Raw genomic sequence first — 18,202 nt, forward strand, 5'->3', positions numbered from 1 at the left:
CATAGCGCAGATGGCCGGAAAGGTCGATCCGTCCCGGTAAATCAGTCCCGGTGATAGGGATGCCCGGTCTGCAGGCTCCAGGCCCGGTAAAGCTGCTCCAGCAGCATCACTCTGGCCAGCAAATGCGGCCAAGTCATGGCCGAGAGCGACAGCGTCAGCCTCGCCTTGGCCGCCAGTGCGGGGTCCAGCCCGTCGGCCCCGCCGATCAGGAAAGCCACCTCCTGCTCGCCATGGTCGCGCCATTGCGCCAGCTGATCGGCGAACTGCCGGCTCGACAGGCTCTTGCCGCGCTCGTCCATCGCCACGATCACGGCGCCTTTGGGCAAGGCGGCCAGCAGCAGTGCGGCTTCGCGACTTTTGCGCTCCGCCGGGGTGCCGCCCTGCTTCTTGTCCTCCACCTCGCGGATGGTGACCGGCCAGGGCAGGCGGGCGCTGTAGCCCTCGATCAGGCTCTGGGCCGCATCATGCTTGGCGCGGCCGGCCTTGCCGACGCAGGCGATGGTGATCTTCATGGGATGATGTTCATGCCGCCAGCCGTACAGACCGGCGGCATGCGTTCGGTCTCAGGCCGCAGCCGGCTCAGGGATGGCCGCGCCGCCCCACATCTTTTCAAGATTGTAGAAGTTGCGCACATCGGGCCGGAAGATATGGACCACGATGTCGCCGGTATCGATCAGAACCCAGTCGCCGACCGCCTTGCCTTCGGCGCGTACTTTGCGGCCGGTTTCCTTGGTGATCCGGTCGACCAGATGTTCGGCGATGGCGGCGACCTGGCGCGACGAGCGGCCAGAGGCAATCACCAGGAAATCCGCAATCGAGGACTTGCCGGCCAGCTCGATCGATACGATCTCCTCGGCCTTGTCGTCGTCGAGCGACTTCAGGATCAGCTGATGCAGCTTGAGCACGGCCGGCGGCAGGACGTGCTTCTTCGCGGCGGGTTTTGCGGCTGCGGCTTTCGGGGTCTTGCTCGCCGCCTTGGGCTTGGCAGCGGATGTCCTTGCTGTCTGGGCAGCGGCCTTGGTCACCCTGGTTGTACTCTTCTTCGGGGTCGTGACCGTCTTGGCTTTACCCGCAGCAGCCGGTTTCTTGGCGGCGGCGGTGGATTTCGACTTGGTGGCGGCCTTGGCCTTGCTGGCGGGGGCCGTCGATGCGCGCTTGCGCGACGTGGTGTTTGCTATGGCCGATACTCCTCTGCAAACTCCGGAAATCAGGGGATCCGACATGCGTCGAATCGGGCTCAGTCTATCGCGACTCGGGTTTATCGACAATGAAAGTCCGGTGACGAAGGTTAGTTCCTACAGAAACCACAGCCAGGTGATCAGGGCGAAGGGCAGCAGCAGCAACGGGAAGGACCACAGCATGTAGCCGAAGAAGCTCGGCATGCGGACGCCGCTTTGTTCGGCGATCGCCTTGACCATGAAATTCGGCGCATTGCCGATATAGGTCAGCGCGCCCATGTAGACCGCGCCCATGGAAATGGCGAGCAGGGTGGAGGCCATCGGCCCCATCAGCGCCTGCGCATCGCCGCCCGCCATATGGAAAAACACCAGGTAGGTCGGCGCATTGTCGAGGAAGGCGGACAATAGCCCGGTCAGCCAGAAATACATCTCGTCGCGTGGCGCGCCGTCCGGCCCGGTGGCGATCGCGATCAGGTCGCGCAGGGCGCCGCTTTCGCCGGCGCGCAGGATGGCGATCACCGGCACGATGGTCAGGAAGATGCCGGCAAACAGCTTGGCGACTTCCAGGATCGGCTCCCAGTTGAAGCCGTTGCCGTCGCGTGTTGCCTTGCTGGTGATCAGCAGCGACAGCCCGGCCAGGCCGAGCAGGATGACGTCGCGCGCCAGATTCTGCGGCTTCAGCTCCACGCCGGCGATATCGAAACTCCAGGCCGGCTGCCAGGTGCCTGACATCAGCACGGCGCCGATCACGCCGCCCAGCAGGAAAATGTTGGCGCCGCCCTCGACGCCGATCGTGGTATCCGGCGTCGGATCGCGGGTGATGCCTTCCTTCACATAAAGATAGCGGTCAACCAGATAGAAAACCCCGAGCAGGATGCCGCCGAGCAGCAGCGTCGGCGTGAACAAGGCTTCCATGGTCCAGAAGAATCGCACGCCGTTGAGGAAGCCGAGGAACAGCGGCGGATCGCCCAGCGGCGTCAGCGCACCGCCCACATTGGCGACCAGGAAGATAAAGAAGATCACCACATGCACATTGTGCCGGCGGTTGTCGTTGGCGCGGATCAGCGGCCGGATCAGCAGCATGGCGGCGCCGGTGGTGCCCATCCAGCTTGCCAGCACGGTGCCGGCGGCCAGCAGCCCGGTATTCAGGCTCGGGCTGCCCTGCAGGTTGCCGGTGATGCGCACGCCACCGGCGATAGTGAACAGCGACAGCAGCAGCACGGTGAACGGAATATATTCGTGCAGCGCCACTTCCAGCACGACATGCACGGCGCTGCCGGTGCCGCTGTGCAGTGCGAAGGGCAGAAGGAAGGCCAGCGCCCAGAAGCCCGCGATCTTGCCGTAATGATGATGCCAGAAGGCCGGTGCGACCAGCGGACAGAGCGCGATTGAGAGCAGGATGCCGGCAAACGGCAGGCCCCAGAGCAGCGTGAGCTGCGAACCGTCGATAGCCGCGGCCTGCGCCGGGGCCGCGAAGCCGAAAACAGATGCGGCGACGAGGCCGATGCGAAGGACGGGCGCGCGCATCGGCCACCTCTTGATGGTTAAGAATATTTACGCGATGTTTATATCGGTTAACGCCGCGGCCGACAACCCGTCCAGCAGTCCTGGGCCGGTTACCACAGGAAGAACAGCAGCGTCACCAGCACGAAACAGGGCAGCAGGATGCCGCAACTCCACACCATATAGCCGAAGAAGCTCGGCATCTTGACGTTCATCTCTTCGGCAATCGCCTTGACCATGAAGTTGGGTGCATTGCCGATGTAGCTGTTGGCGCCCATGAACACCGCGCCGGCCGAAATCGCCAGCAGCGTGGAGGCCAGCGGACCCATCAGGGTCTGCGCATCGCCGCTCGCCATGTTGAAGAAGACGAGATAGGTCGGCGCATTGTCGAGGAAGCTCGACAGGATGCCGGTCAGCCAGAAATACATCGCATTGTTCGGCGAACCGTCAGCATTGGAGGCCAGGCTGACCAGACCGCCCAGCGCGCCATCGGTGCCGGCGCGCAGGATGGCGATGGCCGGGATGATGGTGACGAAAATGCCGGCGAACAGCTTGGCGACTTCGACAATCGGCCCCCAGGTGAAGCCGTTATCGCTGCGGGTCTGTTGCGCGGTCAGCTTCAGCGAGGCGAAGGCGATGGCGAGCAGCAACAGGTCGCGCGCCGCGTTTTGCAGTTCAACGCCGACGCCGAAGATGCTCAGTTCCACGCCGGGTTTCCAGGTGCCTGACATCAGCACGGCCAGGATCACGCCGCCGAGCAGGATCAGATTGACGCCGCCTTCCATGCCGATAGCGCTGTCGGGCGTCGGGTCGGGTGCCACGATGCCCTCCTTTTTATAGTAGTGGCTGTCGACGGCATAGAACACGCCGAGCAGCACCACGGTGACCAGGAAGGTCGGCATGAACAGCGCCTTGGTGGTCCAGAAGAAGTCGACACCTTTGAGGAAGCCGAGGAACAGTGGCGGATCGCCCAGTGGCGTCAGCGCACCGCCGATGTTCGACACCAGGAAGATAAAGAAAATCACCACATGCACATTATGCTTGCGGTCGTCATTGGCGCGGATCAGCGGCCGGATCAGCAGCATCGAGGCGCCGGTGGTGCCCATCCAGCTTGCCAGCACGGTACCGACCAGCAGCAAGGCGGTGTTCAGGCTTGGGCTGCCATGCAGGTTGCCGGTGATACGCACACCGCCGGCGACAGTGAACAGTGCGAACAGCAGGATGATGAAGGGGATGTATTCGTGCAGCGCCACTTCCAGCAGCACATGCGCGGTGGGGATGGCGCCAATCTGCAGCGCGAACGGCACGGCAATGCACAGGCCCCAGAAGCCCGCCACCTTGCCATAGTGGTGATGCCAGAATTGCGGCGTGAACAGCGGCATCAGCGCGATGGAGAGCAGGATGCCGGCAAAGGGCAGCACCCACAGGATGCTCAGCGTCTTGCCCTCGATGGCGGCAGCAGCCTGCGCCGGGGCGGAAATGGTCAGGGCAGCGATCAGGCCTGGACCAACGGCAGACGCGACAAGGCGCAGGATGCGTGAAAACGACATGACTCCCCCAACGGCAAAGCAGAGCCGCTAACTTAGCGGGGGCGGCAACCGGGGATCAACCCGTCCCGGTCGGCTTGCCCGACGGACTGACGAATTCAGAAACCGGATCGTCATAGCCTGCCGGATCCTGGTGGATCAGCACGCCGGCGCCGGGGAACATCCGGCGCAACTCGGTCTCGATCTCATCGGTGATGCGATGCGCCGCGCGTAAACTGATCTCCGGGTCGAGTTCGAGATGGAACTGAATGAAGACCTGCAACCCGGCGCGGCGCGTGCGCAGGTCGTGCAGGGCGCGCGCCTGCGAATGCTGCCGCACCACGGTCAGGATGCGCTCGCGGTCCACCTCAGCCATCTCGCGATCCATCAGGTTGTCGAGCGCACCGCGTACGATGTCGATGGCGCTTTTCACGATGATGGCGGCGACGATCAGCGCCGCGACGGCATCGACCCAGACATAGTCGGGCTGGCTGGCCAGCAGCAGTGCCGCAATGACGGTGAGGTTGGTGGCCAGATCGGCAACGTAATGCAGCCGGTCGGCGGCGATGGCGAGAGAGCCCGTCTGCCGCACGATGTGGCGCTGGTACAGGATCAGGCCGCCGGTCAGCAGGATCGACAGCACCATCACGGCGATGCCGGCCGGGCTGCTGCCGATCGGTTGCGGCGTGATCAGATGCTGGATGCCGGTAATGAAAAGATACAGCGCCGAGCCGGTGACCAGGGCACCCTGGCCCAGACCGGCGAGCGCTTCGGCCTTGCCATGGCCGAAGCGGTGTTCGTCATCGGCTGGCGTCAGCGCGTGGCGCACCGCCAACAGATTGATGGCGGAGGCCACGCCATCGAGCAGGCTGTCGACCAGCGATGCCAGCAGGGCGACGGATTCGGTCTGCAGCCAGGCTGCCATCTTTGCCGCCACCAGCACCAGGACCACCAGCACCGAGGCATAGGTGGCACGGCGCATCAGCCGCGCCTTTTCGCTGGCGGCTGGCGCGCTCTTGCTCACGGATACAGGAATTCCGTTGTCCACGGCACGGATGCGTCGCTGCGCCGGTAGACCAGCCGTTCATGCAGGCGGAATGGCTTGTCGGTCCAGAATTCGATGTAGCTCGGCGCGATGCGGAAGCCCGACCAGTAGGGCGGCCGCGGGACATCGCCGATGGCATGCCTGGCGGCGTATTTCGCCACCGCGGCTTCCAGTGCGAAGCGGCCCTCCAGCGGACGCGACTGCTGCGAGGCCCAGGCGCCGATGCGGCTGTCGCGCGGGCGCGAGGCGAAATAGGCATCGGCCTCGGCCTCGGTCACCACGCTGACCGGACCGCGCAGGCGCACCTGCCGGCGCAGGCTCTTCCAGTGGAACATTGCGGCGGCCTGCCGGTTGGCCAGCAGTTCGCGGCCCTTGGCGCTTTCGAAATTGGTGTAGAAGACAAAGCCGCGCTCATCGAAGCCCTTCAGCAGCACCATGCGCACATTCGGCAGGCCATCCGCGTCGCTGGTCGCCACCGCCATGGCGGTGGGATCGTTGGGTTCGCCGGCTTCGGCATCCTTCAGCCATGCGGCAAACTGGGCAAGCGGGTCAGCGGCGGTCATTGCGGTTCTCTGAGCTTCCGGGGTGCCCCATGTTACATCCTGCCGCCAAGTTACCCAACCCTTGCCGCAATCCCGCCTCAATCCGCCCGCAGATTTTTCCCGTGTCCAACCTGGGCATGTATATAGGATTCACACGGCCATGAACGTCCTCGCCCCCCGCCCTCCGTACCATCCCCGTCCGGCCCGCGCCCTTGCGCGTCGCGCCGTTTCGGTGGTTGCCGCGCTCGGCATCGTCGGCATGCTGGCCGCCTGCGCCAATGACAGCGGCCCGAAGCAGAATGTCGGCACCGTGCTCGGTGGCGTCGGCGGCGCGGTCGCCGGCGCGCAGTTCGGCAAGGGCTCTGGCCAGCTGGTCGGCGTCGCCGCCGGTACGCTGATCGGCGCGTTGCTTGGCTCGGAAGTCGGCAAGTCGCTCGACAAGGCCGACCGCGGCTACATGGACCGCGCAAACCAGCGCGCGCTGGAAACCACGCCTTCGGGCACGCAGGTGTCGTGGCGCAACCCCGATAGCGGCAATGCCGGCACCATCGTGCCGCAGCCGGCCTATCAGGCCGCCAGCGGCGAATACTGCCGTGAATTCCAACAGACCATCCAGGTCGGCGGCGAAAGCAAGCAGGGCTACGGTACGGCCTGCCGCCAGCCCGACGGAAGCTGGAAGATCATGCACTGATTGCGTCCGGGAGCCATTAGTGCTTCCGGGACGCCGAGTACCGCGTTTTTTCTTTTCCCTTCCCCCCAGACTTACGGCGTGTTCTTCGAGCACGCCGTCTTTTTTTGTGCTGCGTGAGATTGAGAAGAGACGGGAGCTATGCGTGGCCGGCCAGCGGCAGACGAAGATGCAGCGCGGTGCCGTCGCCGCGTGTCTCGCTACGCAGATCGCCGTGATGGCGCCGGACCAGTTCCTTCATCAGCGCCAGATGCAGTCCCAGGTCGCTGGCATGATAGGCGACGCGCGCCTCGAAACCGTGCAACAGCGCAGTGTCGGCGGCGATATCGGGCAGTGGCGCCTCGCTGGTCAGGGTCAGGCGCAGCATCGTCTGCTCATCCGCGCTTGCCAGACTCAGCCGGTTGCCCGGCGGCGACAGCCGTATGGTTTCAGCCAGCAGGGTTGCCAGGATCTGCCGCACGCGCTGCGCGTCGCCGCGGATATCGCCGCCGCCGCCTGAAACCTCCAGCCGGCAATCCGCCTTTTCCAGCGCCGGCTGCGCCTGTGCGGCAGTTTCGGCGATCAATGCCGCCATGGCGATGGTTTCGGATTTCAGTTCCATCTGACCGGTTTCGATCTGCGCGATATCCAGCAGGTCGTCGATCAGCACCAGCAGCTCGCGGCTGCTGGTCAGGATCAGGCTGGCATATTCCGCCGTGCGCGGCGTTCCGGCTGCGCCAGTCCGAGGCAGGGTCAGCATTTCAGCGAAACCGATCACGGCATTCAGTGGTGTGCGCAGTTCGTGGCTCAGATTGCCAAGAAAATTGGTCTTGGCCCTGCTGGCCCGCTCAGCGACCGCTTTCGCGGCGATCAGCGCATTCTCGTAGTCGCGCTGTTGTGTCACGTCGCGCAGCGTGCCGGCAATGCGCACGATTTTTCCGGTCTCGTCCTGCATCGCTTCCGTGACAGCGAACAGGATGCGCGTCTCGCCATCGATCGGCTTGAGACGGAATTCCGCCGTGACCCGTGTACCGCTGCGGGTCACTTCTTTGAGGCGCTCCGTCACCCGGTCGCGGTCTTCGGCATCGACCAGGGCCAGGAATGCCTCGCCATCGGGTGTCATGCTGCCGGGTGCTTTGCCGATCAGGCGATAAAGCTGGTCTGACCAGAACAGCTTATCTGTTGCGGCATACCAGTCCCAGTTGCCGACATTGCCGATGCGCTGGGCATTCTGCAGCGAGTCGAGCGTGCGATGGTAATTGTCTTCTGCCAGGTCGCGCGCGGTTTCCGCCATGGCGCGCGCCTGCTCCACCTCGTGGATCAGTTCGGCGTTGCGCAGGCGCAAGGCGGCCGAGCGCAGTTCGCGGTCGTGCGCATTGTGACTCCAGATCGAGGTGAAGATCACGAAGACCACGCCGCAGAAGGCAATCGTCAGGGCTCCGGGTGTTCCTTCTATCAGGCAGCGCAGCAGCGGTGGTGTCAGGGTTGCGGCCATGAAGGTGTAATAGGACGGCAGGTGCACGCTGCGGGTCAGCACGCTCAGGGTGATCAACCCGCACATCGCGAAGCCGAGCGTGAGCTGCGATTCGAAATTGTCGGGTGCGAAAGCGAACCAGCCGAGCAGGCCCCAGCCAGTGCCCGTGACGGCTGAAGCCAGTGCGAAGCGGGTGGTCCAGACGTCGGCCGCCGCGAAAGGGTCTGGCCGGCTGGCGAAACGGCGGCGCAGATGGTCGAACCACAGCGTGCCGCCCAGATTGAAGGCAAAGCACAGGGCCATCTGCCAGCCCTGCAGAGTGTGCCAGAAGGCGGCAAACAGCCCCGCCATGAACAGGAAGGCCATGTATCGCGTCGGACGACTGGCGCGATACAGCCGTTCGGCGATCACCGCGTCGGTCAGCGGTCGGTCGGCGGGTTCCGGGGTGGCATCGGTCTCATCGATCAGCCGTTTCAGCCGGTCTGCAGACATCCCCTCAATTCTGTTCATGCATCCCTGGTCCGGCGTCGGAAGACCAGAGCAACTTAACCAGCCGGGGACAAAATGCCACGGCTAGTTTCGGCTACCACCCGTTGGTGGCGGCGGCTACAGCGGGAGGTAGAGGGCGCCGCCGTTTCTTAGCGACCGAAGATCAATGCCGCATTGACGCCGCCGAAGCCAAAGGCGTTCGACATCGCATAGTCCACGGTTTTCTCTTTCGCCACATGAGGCACCAGGTCGATGCCGTCGCAGGCCGGATCGACCTGATCGAGGTTGCGCGTCGGCGGCAGCAGGCCGCTGCGCACAGCCAGCAGGCTGTAGATCGCCTCCACCGCACCGGCTGCGCCCAGCAGGTGGCCGATGGCGGATTTGGTGGACGACATGGCCAGCTGCGCGATGACGTTGCCGAACAGGCTTTTCACCGCCGAGATCTCAGCGGCATCGCCCACCGGCGTGGCGGTGGCATGTGCGTTGATGTAGCCGATCTGGCCCGGTTCCAGTCCGGCCTGGGTCAGCGCGATCTGCATGGCGCGGCGCGCGCCGTTACCGTCGTCCGGCGGTGCGGTGATGTGATGGGCATCGGCCGTGGTGCCATAGCCCAACACGCGGCCGACGATTTCCGCGCCACGCGCCCGCGCATGTTCCTCTGATTCCAGCACCAGGATGCCGGCGCCTTCGCCCATCACGAAGCCATCGCGCGCCGCTTCGAAGGGCCGCGAGGCTTTCTCCGGTTCGTCGTTATGCGCGGTGGCCAGCGCGCGCGCCGCGCCGAATCCGGCCAGGCTGACGCGGTCGATGCAGGCCTCCGCGCCGCCGGCCAGCATCACATCGGCTTCACCGCTGCGGATCAGGCGCGCGGCGTCGCCGATGGCCTGCGCGCCGGCGGCGCAGGCCGTCACCGGGCAGCCGAGCGGGCCCTGCAGGCCGTGGCGGATCGAGACATGGCCGGCCGCCAGATTGCCGAGGAAAGAGGGGATCACGAAAGGCGACAGCCGGCGCGGTCCGGCGCGCTCCACCGTGCGGGTCGCTTCGGCAATCGCCGGAAAGCCGCCGATGCCGGTGGCGATCATGCAGCCGGCGCGCACTTTCGCAGTCGTTGCCGCATCGGTCAGGTTCAGCCCGGCCTGCTTCAGCGCCTCACCCGCCGCCACCAGCGCGAACTGGATGAAGCGGTCCATCTTGCGGCGGTCTTTCAGTGGTGCGGCCGCATCCGGATCGAAGCCCTGCGGGTCGTCGGCGATATCCGGCACGATGCCGGCGACTTTCGCGGACAGATCCGAGGTGTCGAAGCCGCTGATGCGGCGCAGGCCGGAAAGTCCGGCCGTCAGCCGCTGCCAGTTGATCGCGGTTCCGACGCCGAGCGGCGTGACAAGGCCCAGTCCGGTGACGACGACGTTGCGCATGGCGGCAGGCCCTTTCCAAAAAAGATGTATATACATATATTGTAGCTACAGATAGGCTGCGTCAGAGCGGTTTGCAAGGCCGGCTGAAACCGCTATTGAAAAGGGATGACCCGCAAGCGCGAGGCCAGACGCAGCGACCTGCCCGACACAGCTGCCTTCCGCCAGTTGATGGAGGAGGGCTGCACGGTGCTGCGCCTGCATGCTGCAACGCGACTGGGCATGCAGGCCTATAATGCCTTCATGGCCGAGGTCGATCTCACCATGCCGCAATTCGCCACGCTGGCCTCGCTCTGCCAGGCAGATGGTCTCTCGGTGACGGCGCTGGCCCAGCTGATCGGCGTCGATTCCACCACACTGACCCGTAATCTGCGCCTGCTCGAACAGCGCGACCTGATTATCCAGGGCGCTGCGGTCGATGATCGGCGGCGCCGTATCGTGCGGCTGACGGCGGATGGCCGGCGGCTGTTTGCGCGTGCGCTGCCGCTCTGGCAGAAGGCGCAGGCGGCATTGACGCGCAAGCTCGGTGCGGCGCAGACCGCGACCCTGCATCAACAGCTCAGCCAGACGATTGAGAAGCTGAGGACCTGAGGACCTGAGGGAGACTGCCATGCTGACACCGGTTTTCGAACTTGCCGTCGAAGTGGGCGTGCCGCAAAGCGTGGGCCGCGATGCCGCCGGCGAACGCCGCTGCGTGCCGATCACCGGCGGTGCGGTGACCGGCAAACTCAGCGGCGTGGTGCTGGCGGGCGGCGCGGACTGGCAGGTGCTGCGTCCTGACGGGCTGGCGGATCTTGATGCGCGCTACATGCTGAAGCTGGACGCCGATTCTCCAGGTGGGGCAGCACAGGTCGAGGTCTGGAGCCGCGGCCTGCGGATCGGCCCGGCCGAGGTGATGGCGAAACTGGCGCGTGGCGAGCGCGTCGATCCCTCCAGCTATTACATGCGCACCGCGATGCGGTTCGAGACGGCGGCACCCGATCTGCAATGGCTGGTGCAGCGCCTGCATGTCGGCTTCGGCGAACGCACGCCCGACCAGGTGCGGCTCAAGGTCTACAGCGTGGATTGATCTGCAGGCCAGTCAATCTGCAGGCTCGGCGCGCAGCAGACCGCGGATCCAGGTCACACTGCCATCCGGGCCGCGTTCGCTTTCGGCAATCGACTGCAGCCATACCGCCGGCGAAGCATCGCCCGCCAGCCGGAAGCTGACCGAGTCGCGTGTCGCGCCGCTGCGCAGGCGCTGGTAATGGCTGCGCAGGATTTCGCGATCATCCGGGTGCACGCGGTCGAGCCACGCCGCCGGCGCGGCCGGGCAGGATTGCGGCACCAGGCCGAGCAGGCGATAGAACTGGTCGCTCCACACGATGTTGCCGTCCGGCCCCTGCCAGTGCCACGAACCGGTCTGGCTCAGCCGCTGCAGGCTGGTGAAATCTGCCGCCATGGCGTGGTGCGCGCGTGACAGTTCCACGCGACTGGTTTCGGCGGCGACGCGCGCGCGGTCCATCTGGCCGATCAGTTCGGCATTGCGCAGGCGCAAAGCTGCTGACAGGCGTTCGCGTCGATTGTTGACCTGGGCGCAGAAGCATTGTGCCGCCAGCAGGATGGTGCCGAAGAAGGCCATGCCCACCGTGCTGGCTTCGCCGAACAGGAAGCCGCGCGCAAAGAACGGCACCGAAATGCCGATGATGAAGGCATAGAAGGAGGGCAGATGTACCGCGCGGGTGTTCAGGCTGCTGGTGGTCAACCCGGCCCAGGCGACGCAGAGCATCGCCTGCAGGGCGAAGTCGCCCGGCGGATAGCCGAACCAGCCGAGCAGGCCCCAGGCGAGGCCGGTGCCGCCGCAGCCGATGGCGAAAAGCAACCCCCAGTTCCTGCCGATTTCCAGTCCGCCGCTTAGGGTATAGGCATCGCGCAGGCGATCGAGATGCAGCGTGGAGACGCAGTAAAGCAGGCCGATCAGGCCGATCTGCCACCAGTTCAGGTGATCCTGGTAGATGACGAAAGCGCCGAACAGCATCGGGATCGGCACATAGCGGGTAGCGAAGCTGCTCTGGTAGAGCCGCTCGATCAGCATGGCGTCGATGCGCGTGTCGTTGCGGTCGAGCAGCGACTCATCGTCTTCGGCCAACCGCTGCAGTAATGCGGCTGATGCTGTCTGCCGATTTTCCGACACCCCGGATCCCCTTGAACGCCGCCCTAGAATCGACCTGTTGAGTCTCTTGGGGCGAATCACCCCGGCAGCGCATGTCGCAAGGTAACACCGGCCTGACGAATCAGGCCAGTTATTCCAGAGTCCGGGATCCTGAATTAATTGCGGAAAATGAAACTTTCCGGCGTCAGATCATTTCGGCGCGCAGTTTCTGGCGCAGGATATCGATCGGCTTCAGCTGGCCCTCGACATCATAGAACCAGAAGGTCCAGCCGTTACAGGCCGTAGCACCCATCACATGGGCGCCCATCTTGTGGATCGAACCGCTGGCATCACGCGTGGCCAGGCTGCCATCGGCGCGCACCTTGGCGGAGTGCCGGCGCGACTGGTCGAACAGCACGGTGCCGGGCTGCAGCAGGCCGCGTTCGACCACCCAGCCGAACGGAATGCGCGGTTCTTCCTTCTTAGAGCGCATGGTCTCGACATCGTCATGCGCGGCCGGCTGTACGGTAGAAATGCGGCGTTCTGCCGCTTTTGCGTAGCGTGTTTCACGCTCGATACCGATGAAGCGGCGGCCGAGCCGCTTGGCCACCGCGCCGGTGGTGCCGGAGCCGAAGAAGGGGTCGAGGATCACGTCGCCCGGCTTGGTGGAGGAGATCAGTACGCGATGCAGCAGGGCTTCGGGCTTCTGCGTCGGATGCGCCTTGGCGCCATCGTCGCCGCGCAGGCGTTCGCCGCCCGAGCAGATCGGGATCAGCCAGTCGGAGCGCATCTGCAGATCGTCGTTCAGCACCTTCATGGCGTCGTAGTTGAAGGTATAACCGCGCGCATCCTGGCTCTTGGAGCACCAGATCAGCGTTTCATGTGCATTGGTGAAGCGCTTGCCGCGGAAATTCGGCATCGGATTGGTCTTGCGCCAGACCACGTCGTTCAGCATCCAGAAGCCAAGGTCCTGCAGCTGCGCGCCAAGGCGGAAGATGTTGTGGTAGCTGCCGATCACCCAGATGGTGCCATTCGGCTTCAGCAGGCGCTGCGCGGCCTTCAGCCAGGCCTTGGAGAATGCGTCGTAATCCGAGAAGGAATCGAACTTGTCCCAGTCGTCATCGACCGCGTCGACCATGCTGTCGTTCGGGCGGCGCAGTTCGCCGCTGAGCTGCAGGTTGTACGGCGGGTCGGCAAAGATGCAGTCGATCGATTCCGCCGGCAGGGCGTTCATCTGCGCGATGCATTCGCCGATCAGGATCTTGTCCAGCGGCAGGTCGGGATGCGGCAGGCTCTGCGCCAGTTCGGCGCGGACCGGCTTGGCCAACAGCGGCTTGGCGCGGGTTGCGGTCGCGGTGCGCTTGGTGTCGGGGCTGGTGCCGACGAGCCGGAGATGACCCTTGCGCAGCCCGGCCTTGTTGCGGGATTTGCTGGTCGGATCGATAAACGTCGGCGCCATGTGCGGATCATCCCCCAAAAACAATCCGCAAGTTATTAGATTCTCTAGGTTTTTAATTGGTTAACACTAAATCTAGAGTCAGCTGACTCCTCACAGGCGCAAAACCTAGTCGGTGGTGCTTGGAGACTCCAGCGAGGCGTAGCCCGGCCTGGTGTTCCGGGGTGCCGTAGCCCTTGTTGTTGGCCCAGCCATATTGCGGGTAACGGGCATGCAGTTTGGCCATCGCGCGGTCGCGCACCACCTTGGCCACGATCGAGGCCGCCGAGATCGAAACGCTGAGCGCATCGCCATCGACCACGGGAGTGCAGGGGCAGCCGAGCTGTTTCGGCGCATGGTTGCCGTCGATCAGGGCATGCGCCGGCTGCACGCGCAGCGCCGTCACGGCGCGGCACATCGCCAGCATGGTGGCGTGAAAGATGTTGAGCCGGCCGATTTCAGCCACGGATGCCGCGCCCACGCCGATATGCGCATGGCCCTCGCGGGCATAGTCGAACAGGCGCGCGAACAGCAATTCGCGCTGTTCGGCCGTCAGCTTCTTGGAATCGTCCAGTCCGCGCGGGCGTCTCCGGCGGTCCAGGATCACGGCGGCGGCCACGACAGGGCCGGCCAGCGGGCCGCGGCCGGCCTCGTCCACGCCGCAGATCAGTCCGCCGGGGAACTGGCCCCCGGGCCCCATCAGTTTCAGTTCGAGTGCGAAATCAGGCACCCAGCCCCCATTCCCCACAATGCCAAGCTTCTGCCATGAATCAGCTTCTATACTGGGGCGTATTATATACTGGCCTGCCTTGCCTGTATCCGGCGCGGTATGGAAAAGTCGACGCATATCCCAGCCCCAGGGCCAACAAGGAAAACGGCGGATGTCTGCCCAAATGAAGACGGTCGATGCGGACGGCGAAATCCTTAGCCGGCGCGAGGGTGCGGTTTTCCTGATCGGCCTCAACCGCCCGGCCAAGCTGAACGGCTTCACGCCGAAGATGCTGAAGGAACTCGCCGCCGCCTATACGGCTTTCGAGCATGACCCGGCCGCGCGCGTCGCCGTGCTTTATGCCGAGGGTTCGCATTTCACCGCCGGGCTGGATCTGCCGAAGGTCGCCCCGCTGATGGGACAGAAAAACCTGCTGCGCGCGCCCGACCAGATCGATCCCTGCAACAACCTGCCGCCGTTCCGCACCAAGCCGGTGGTGGCGGCCGTGCAGGGGATTACATATACGATCGGCATCGAACTGATGCTGGCCGCCGACGTTGTCATCGCGGCCAGCGACTGCCGCTTCAGCCAGCTGGAAGTGAAGCGCGGCATCATGGCCACCGGTGGCGCCACCATCCGCATGGTTGAGCGCGCCGGCTGGGGCAATGCGATGCGCTACCTGCTCACCGGCGATGAATTCGATGTCGCCACGGCCCTGCGCCTGGGCTTCGTGCAGGAGGTGACGGCGCCGGGCGATCAGCTGAACGAGGCGATGAAAATGGCCGAACGTATCGCGGCCCAGGCGCCGCTGGCGGTGTCAGCCACGTTGCGTAACGCGCGACAGGCGGTGGAGAACGGCCCGGCCGCCGCGGTGACGGAATTCGAGCCGACACAGGCGGTGCTGATGGGCAGCGAAGATGTCAGGGAGGGTGTCGCCAGTTTCGTCGAGAAGCGCGCCGCCAATTTTAAAGGACGCTAATGATGCGCCGTATTGCTTTCGTCTTCGCTTTCACTTGCTCCCTCGTCGCCGCCGCCATGCCGGCCACGGCACAGATTTTCATGTCGCCCGAGGATGCCAAGAAAGTCGGCAAGGAAGAGCATCCGAAAATCCTCAAGGAGTTCGGCGGCGTGTATGACGATCCCGAGATCGGCGCCTATGTCGCCGGCATCGCCGGGCGCATCGCCGGGCAATCCGGACAAGCTGCCAGCAGCTTCACCTTCACGGTGCTGAACTCGCCGATCGTCAACGCATTTGCGCTGCCCGGCGGCTATGTCTACATCACGCGCGGCACTCTGGCGCTGGCGAACAACGAAGCCGAGACGGCTGGCGTGCTGGGCCATGAAATCGGCCATGTGATCGCGCAGCATTCGGAAAAGCGTTACGACAAGTCGATCATGACCAATCTCGGCGTCGCCGGGGCGTCGATCCTCGGCTCGATCTTCGGCGGCTCCGGTGTCGGCGACCTGATCGGCCAGGGCGGCCAGGTGCTGGGTGGCGCCTATCTGGCCGGGCACAGCCGCAGCAATGAATTCGAGGCGGATACCATCGGTGTGAAGCTGCTGTCGCGTGTCGGCTATGCGCCGGATGCGCAGGCCGGCTTCCTGCAGGGCCTGAGCGATTACAGCGACCTAGCCAGCAAGATGGCGGGCCAGGCCGGCAAGGATCGCATGAACGACCTGTTCGCCACGCACCCGGGCGGTCCCGAGCGTGTGAAGGAGGCGATGGCAGCGGCGAAGGAATATCCGAATTCGCCGGTCTACAACCGCGATGAATATCTCAAGCGCATCGACGGCATGATCTACGGCGACGACCCGAAGGAAGGCGTGGTACGCGGCAATACGTTTACGCATCCCGACCTTCGCCTCAGCTTCTCGGTGCCGGACGGCTGGCGCATTTCCAACACCAGCGATGCGGTTCTGGCCACGGGGCCGGGCGGCCGGCTGCAGTTTGACATCGAACTCGACAAGAAGAAGCTCCAGTCCTCGCGCGGCGCGAAGGATTATCTGACCCGCATCTGGCTGCCGAACCTGCGGCTGAACAATGCCGAAGACATCAAGGTCAATGGCATGCCGGCGGCCACGGCATCCGGGCGCGTACAGATGAAAAGCGGCAATGCCGATGTGCGCTTCGTCGCGGTCGGTTTCCCCACCGATGCGATCCTGCGCTTCGTGATCATCGCGCCGCCCGGCGGGTTGTCGAAGATCGAGCAGCCGGTGATCCGCGCGGTCAACACGCTGAAGCATCTGTCTGATGCCGAGGTGAAGGCCGTGCGGCCGGTGCGGCTCAAAGTCGTGCAGGTCGGCAGCGGCGACACGGTGGAGAAATACGCCGCCGCCACGCCGCTGGGCAATTATGCCGCCGAGCAGCTGCGCGTGCTGAACGCCCTCAAGGCCGGCGAACAGCCCAGGGCCGGTGAGAAGTTCAAGACGGTGGAGTGACGCCTCAGGTCTGCGCCGCGACTTCGCGCTGCAGGTCGGGGATGTCGCCCAACCGCCGGCGCAGCCGTGTCAGCGCCTGCGCTTCCAGCTGGCGCACGCGCTCCTTGGAAATGCCCATATGCGCGCCGATGCGGTCCAGCGTGATCACCTGATCGGCAAAGAAGCGCGCTTGCAGCACGCGACGTTCGCGTTCCGGCAGGTCGGCCAGCGCGCGGCCGAGCCAGCGGCGCTTCAGCCGACCGTCTCGCTGCTGCATGATGATGGCCTCCGGGTCGGGGCCGTCATCCACCAGCAGGTCCTGCCACTCGCTGTCGCTGTCCTCGCTCAGGGTTACGTTCAGTGAGCGGTCGCCGGCCCCAAGCCGGCCTTCCATATGCAGCACATCGGCTTCGCTCACCTTCAGTTGCCGCGCCAGTTCGCGGCGGCCCTGTGGCGTCAGCCGGTCTTGTCCGCCAGCTTCAATGCGCGCGCGCAGACGGCGCAGATTGAAGAACAGCGATTTATGCGCCGCCGTGGTGCCGGTGCGCACGATCGACCAGTTGCGCAGCACGAAATCCTGGATGGCGGCGCGAATCCACCAGGCGGCATAGGTGGCAAAGCGCACCTCGCGCGCCGGCTCGAAACGTGCTGCCGCCTGCATCAGGCCGAGATTGCCCTCCTGGATCAGGTCGCTGACGGCCAGGCCGTAATGACGGAAGCGGATCGCCGTCGAGATCACCAGCCGCAGATGCGGCGTGACCAGCTTGTGCAGCGCGGCCTGGTCCTGCGCCTCGCGCCAGCGTCGGGCGAGCTGCACTTCCTCATCGGGCGTCAGCAGCGGCAGGCGCATGGCATGGCGCACAAATGCTCTGTCGGCGTCTGGGGCGCGGTCAGCATCCTGAGTGGGAGGGGCGGTCGGATGGGGCGCAGTCGGCAGTGGCGTCATGGCAGCCTCGCGGATCTGCCATTTTTACGCAGGCCACCGCGCCCCGGATCACTTGGGGATCACCTGATGTCGGCGGTTTCCGGCCGGGCTGTCCTGCTCTTCCAGGCCGGCGGGCGCCAGGGGCCGGCGATGTTGCAGGCCAGGAAACGGCTGACCTGTCCGTCCGGGCCGGCCAGCGGCAGGGCCAGGCGCTGCCAGGATTCCACCGCCACATGGGCGGGCGGGAAATGGTGCGAGTAATAGGGCGCCCTGCGCAGCCAGGCGGCACGATACAGGGCGCGGAAGAAGACCGAGACATAGTTGCCGCCGTCGATCTCCGAGATCAGGCGGCCGGTCATGTCGCGCCCGTAGGTTTCGGCCACCTTGGTGCCATAGAGGCGGAAGCGGCCGTCCCAGCCTTCGTCCAGCACGTCGATCAGCACGATATGGCCCAGTGCCGGTTTCAGCTCGAAGGGCGAAACATCGCAGGCCTGCGGAATCGCCGCGTCGCCACGCAACTGATGCCAGTATTCGATCAGAAAGCGCATGACGTCCTGACCCGTATCCGTGCTGGTTGGATTCCAGATCAGGCTGTCAAGCCGCGCGCTACGCGCGGTGAAATAGTCTCTGAGGACCGTCTGTCGGTCGTCGAGCATGTCGACGACCAGTTGCTCCATTTCGGGAGTCTGCATGGCGGGCATGCTATCGACGCCACGCCATCTTGCAACCGTCAGGCGGTGTTTGGCCG

Annotated in this window: 18 protein-coding genes; 5 read left to right on the forward strand and 13 right to left on the reverse strand. The window is 64.9% G+C overall.

Going from position 1 to position 18,202, the window contains the following annotated elements:
* Nucleotides 1-41: 41 nt before the first annotated feature.
* From rlmH to pdxH, 6 genes are all read right to left on the reverse strand, one after another.
* A complete protein-coding gene (rlmH, locus tag FNB15_RS08505) occupies nucleotides 42-512 on the reverse strand; it encodes a 23S rRNA (pseudouridine(1915)-N(3))-methyltransferase RlmH (protein ID WP_144068287.1) in 471 nt (156 codons plus the stop codon).
* A gap of 51 nt (nucleotides 513-563) precedes the next feature.
* Complete coding sequence (gene rsfS, locus FNB15_RS21500; RefSeq protein ID WP_144068288.1) at nucleotides 564-1,223, reverse strand: ribosome silencing factor; 660 nt, start codon at nucleotides 1,221-1,223, stop codon at nucleotides 564-566.
* 72 nt (nucleotides 1,224-1,295) lie between these two features.
* Nucleotides 1,296-2,705: a sodium:proton antiporter gene (locus FNB15_RS08515; RefSeq protein ID WP_144068289.1), complete on the reverse strand. Its 1,410-nt coding sequence runs from the start codon at nucleotides 2,703-2,705 to the stop codon at nucleotides 1,296-1,298.
* Nucleotides 2,706-2,794: 89 nt separating this feature from the next.
* The gene (locus FNB15_RS08520) at nucleotides 2,795-4,231 is read right to left on the reverse strand and encodes a sodium:proton antiporter (protein WP_144068290.1); all 1,437 of its coding nucleotides are present in this window, start codon (nucleotides 4,229-4,231) and stop codon (nucleotides 2,795-2,797) included.
* Nucleotides 4,232-4,286: 55 nt separating this feature from the next.
* Nucleotides 4,287-5,231, reverse strand: a complete 945-nt coding sequence (locus FNB15_RS08525; RefSeq protein WP_246068825.1) for a cation diffusion facilitator family transporter — start codon at nucleotides 5,229-5,231, stop codon at nucleotides 4,287-4,289.
* Nucleotides 5,228-5,815 (reverse strand): pyridoxamine 5'-phosphate oxidase, encoded by a 588-nt coding sequence (pdxH, locus tag FNB15_RS08530; RefSeq protein WP_144068291.1) that lies wholly within the window; start codon nucleotides 5,813-5,815, stop codon nucleotides 5,228-5,230. Before pdxH ends, FNB15_RS08525 begins: the two co-directional genes overlap by 4 nt.
* Before the next feature lie 139 nt (nucleotides 5,816-5,954).
* On the opposite strand from pdxH, the gene FNB15_RS08535 reads away from it, so the two are divergent.
* Entirely contained in the window at nucleotides 5,955-6,485 is a 531-nt protein-coding gene (locus FNB15_RS08535; RefSeq protein WP_185973779.1) for an RT0821/Lpp0805 family surface protein, read from the forward strand.
* A 136-nt stretch (nucleotides 6,486-6,621) separates the two neighbouring features.
* Here the strand turns inward: FNB15_RS08535 and FNB15_RS08540 are convergent, their stop codons facing one another.
* Nucleotides 6,622-8,427 (reverse strand): PAS domain-containing sensor histidine kinase, encoded by a 1,806-nt coding sequence (locus tag FNB15_RS08540; RefSeq protein WP_185973780.1) that lies wholly within the window; start codon nucleotides 8,425-8,427, stop codon nucleotides 6,622-6,624.
* Nucleotides 8,428-8,573: 146 nt separating this feature from the next.
* Nucleotides 8,574-9,839: a beta-ketoacyl-ACP synthase II gene (fabF, locus tag FNB15_RS08545; protein WP_144068293.1), complete on the reverse strand. Its 1,266-nt coding sequence runs from the start codon at nucleotides 9,837-9,839 to the stop codon at nucleotides 8,574-8,576.
* Between the two features lie 105 nt (nucleotides 9,840-9,944).
* Between fabF and FNB15_RS08550 the strand changes: the two genes are divergently transcribed.
* Together FNB15_RS08550 and FNB15_RS08555 are read left to right on the forward strand one after the other, a co-directional pair.
* Nucleotides 9,945-10,427, forward strand: coding sequence for a MarR family winged helix-turn-helix transcriptional regulator (locus tag FNB15_RS08550; RefSeq protein ID WP_144068294.1), 483 nt, complete (start codon nucleotides 9,945-9,947; stop codon nucleotides 10,425-10,427).
* 19 nt (nucleotides 10,428-10,446) lie between these two features.
* Nucleotides 10,447-10,905, forward strand: coding sequence for a DUF3237 domain-containing protein (locus FNB15_RS08555; protein ID WP_144068295.1), 459 nt, complete (start codon nucleotides 10,447-10,449; stop codon nucleotides 10,903-10,905).
* Nucleotides 10,906-10,917: 12 nt separating this feature from the next.
* Here the strand turns inward: FNB15_RS08555 and FNB15_RS21375 are convergent, their stop codons facing one another.
* From FNB15_RS21375 to FNB15_RS08570, 3 genes are all read right to left on the reverse strand, one after another.
* Complete coding sequence (locus FNB15_RS21375; RefSeq protein ID WP_144068296.1) at nucleotides 10,918-12,009, reverse strand: PAS domain-containing protein; 1,092 nt, start codon at nucleotides 12,007-12,009, stop codon at nucleotides 10,918-10,920.
* A gap of 163 nt (nucleotides 12,010-12,172) precedes the next feature.
* Nucleotides 12,173-13,201, reverse strand: coding sequence for a site-specific DNA-methyltransferase (locus tag FNB15_RS08565; protein WP_144258692.1), 1,029 nt, complete (start codon nucleotides 13,199-13,201; stop codon nucleotides 12,173-12,175).
* 277 nt (nucleotides 13,202-13,478) lie between these two features.
* The gene (locus tag FNB15_RS08570) at nucleotides 13,479-14,132 is read right to left on the reverse strand and encodes a ribonuclease HII (RefSeq protein WP_425460310.1); all 654 of its coding nucleotides are present in this window, start codon (nucleotides 14,130-14,132) and stop codon (nucleotides 13,479-13,481) included.
* A gap of 151 nt (nucleotides 14,133-14,283) precedes the next feature.
* Between FNB15_RS08570 and FNB15_RS08575 the strand changes: the two genes are divergently transcribed.
* Together FNB15_RS08575 and FNB15_RS08580 are read left to right on the forward strand one after the other, a co-directional pair.
* Entirely contained in the window at nucleotides 14,284-15,090 is an 807-nt protein-coding gene (locus tag FNB15_RS08575) for a crotonase/enoyl-CoA hydratase family protein (protein WP_221932774.1), read from the forward strand.
* Nucleotides 15,090-16,550, forward strand: a complete 1,461-nt coding sequence (locus FNB15_RS08580; protein ID WP_144068297.1) for a M48 family metalloprotease — start codon at nucleotides 15,090-15,092, stop codon at nucleotides 16,548-16,550. Before FNB15_RS08575 ends, FNB15_RS08580 begins: the two co-directional genes overlap by 1 nt.
* A 4-nt stretch (nucleotides 16,551-16,554) precedes the next feature.
* Here the strand turns inward: FNB15_RS08580 and FNB15_RS08585 are convergent, their stop codons facing one another.
* Both FNB15_RS08585 and FNB15_RS08590 read right to left on the reverse strand, forming a co-directional pair.
* Complete coding sequence (locus tag FNB15_RS08585; protein ID WP_246068826.1) at nucleotides 16,555-17,379, reverse strand: RNA polymerase factor sigma-32; 825 nt, start codon at nucleotides 17,377-17,379, stop codon at nucleotides 16,555-16,557.
* 155 nt (nucleotides 17,380-17,534) lie between these two features.
* Entirely contained in the window at nucleotides 17,535-18,146 is a 612-nt protein-coding gene (locus tag FNB15_RS08590) for a PAS domain-containing protein (protein WP_185973781.1), read from the reverse strand.
* Between the last annotated feature and the right edge of the window lie 56 nt (nucleotides 18,147-18,202).

This window comes from Ferrovibrio terrae (genome assembly GCF_007197755.1).
GTDB lineage: Bacteria > Pseudomonadota > Alphaproteobacteria > Ferrovibrionales > Ferrovibrionaceae > Ferrovibrio > Ferrovibrio terrae.

What these genes read in the sequence shown, in the direction of transcription:
- rlmH (WP_144068287.1), bottom strand. Translation starts at nt 512, where the DNA reads ATGAAGATCACCATCGCCTGCGTCGGCAAGGCCGGCCGCGCCAAGCAT.
- rsfS (WP_144068288.1), bottom strand. Translation starts at nt 1,223, where the DNA reads ATGTCGGATCCCCTGATTTCCGGAGTTTGCAGAGGAGTATCGGCCATA.
- FNB15_RS08515 (WP_144068289.1), bottom strand. Translation starts at nt 2,705, where the DNA reads ATGCGCGCGCCCGTCCTTCGCATCGGCCTCGTCGCCGCATCTGTTTTC.
- FNB15_RS08520 (WP_144068290.1), bottom strand. Translation starts at nt 4,231, where the DNA reads ATGTCGTTTTCACGCATCCTGCGCCTTGTCGCGTCTGCCGTTGGTCCA.
- pdxH (WP_144068291.1), bottom strand. Translation starts at nt 5,815, where the DNA reads ATGACCGCCGCTGACCCGCTTGCCCAGTTTGCCGCATGGCTGAAGGAT.
- FNB15_RS08535 (WP_185973779.1), top strand. Translation starts at nt 5,955, where the DNA reads ATGAACGTCCTCGCCCCCCGCCCTCCGTACCATCCCCGTCCGGCCCGC.
- FNB15_RS08540 (WP_185973780.1), bottom strand. Translation starts at nt 8,427, where the DNA reads ATGTCTGCAGACCGGCTGAAACGGCTGATCGATGAGACCGATGCCACC.
- fabF (WP_144068293.1), bottom strand. Translation starts at nt 9,839, where the DNA reads ATGCGCAACGTCGTCGTCACCGGACTGGGCCTTGTCACGCCGCTCGGC.
- FNB15_RS08550 (WP_144068294.1), top strand. Translation starts at nt 9,945, where the DNA reads ATGACCCGCAAGCGCGAGGCCAGACGCAGCGACCTGCCCGACACAGCT.
- FNB15_RS08555 (WP_144068295.1), top strand. Translation starts at nt 10,447, where the DNA reads ATGCTGACACCGGTTTTCGAACTTGCCGTCGAAGTGGGCGTGCCGCAA.
- FNB15_RS08565 (WP_144258692.1), bottom strand. Translation starts at nt 13,201, where the DNA reads ATGAACGCCCTGCCGGCGGAATCGATCGACTGCATCTTTGCCGACCCG.
- FNB15_RS08575 (WP_221932774.1), top strand. Translation starts at nt 14,284, where the DNA reads ATGTCTGCCCAAATGAAGACGGTCGATGCGGACGGCGAAATCCTTAGC.
- FNB15_RS08580 (WP_144068297.1), top strand. Translation starts at nt 15,090, where the DNA reads ATGATGCGCCGTATTGCTTTCGTCTTCGCTTTCACTTGCTCCCTCGTC.
- FNB15_RS08585 (WP_246068826.1), bottom strand. Translation starts at nt 17,379, where the DNA reads ATGCGCCTGCCGCTGCTGACGCCCGATGAGGAAGTGCAGCTCGCCCGA.
- FNB15_RS08590 (WP_185973781.1), bottom strand. Translation starts at nt 18,146, where the DNA reads ATGCAGACTCCCGAAATGGAGCAACTGGTCGTCGACATGCTCGACGAC.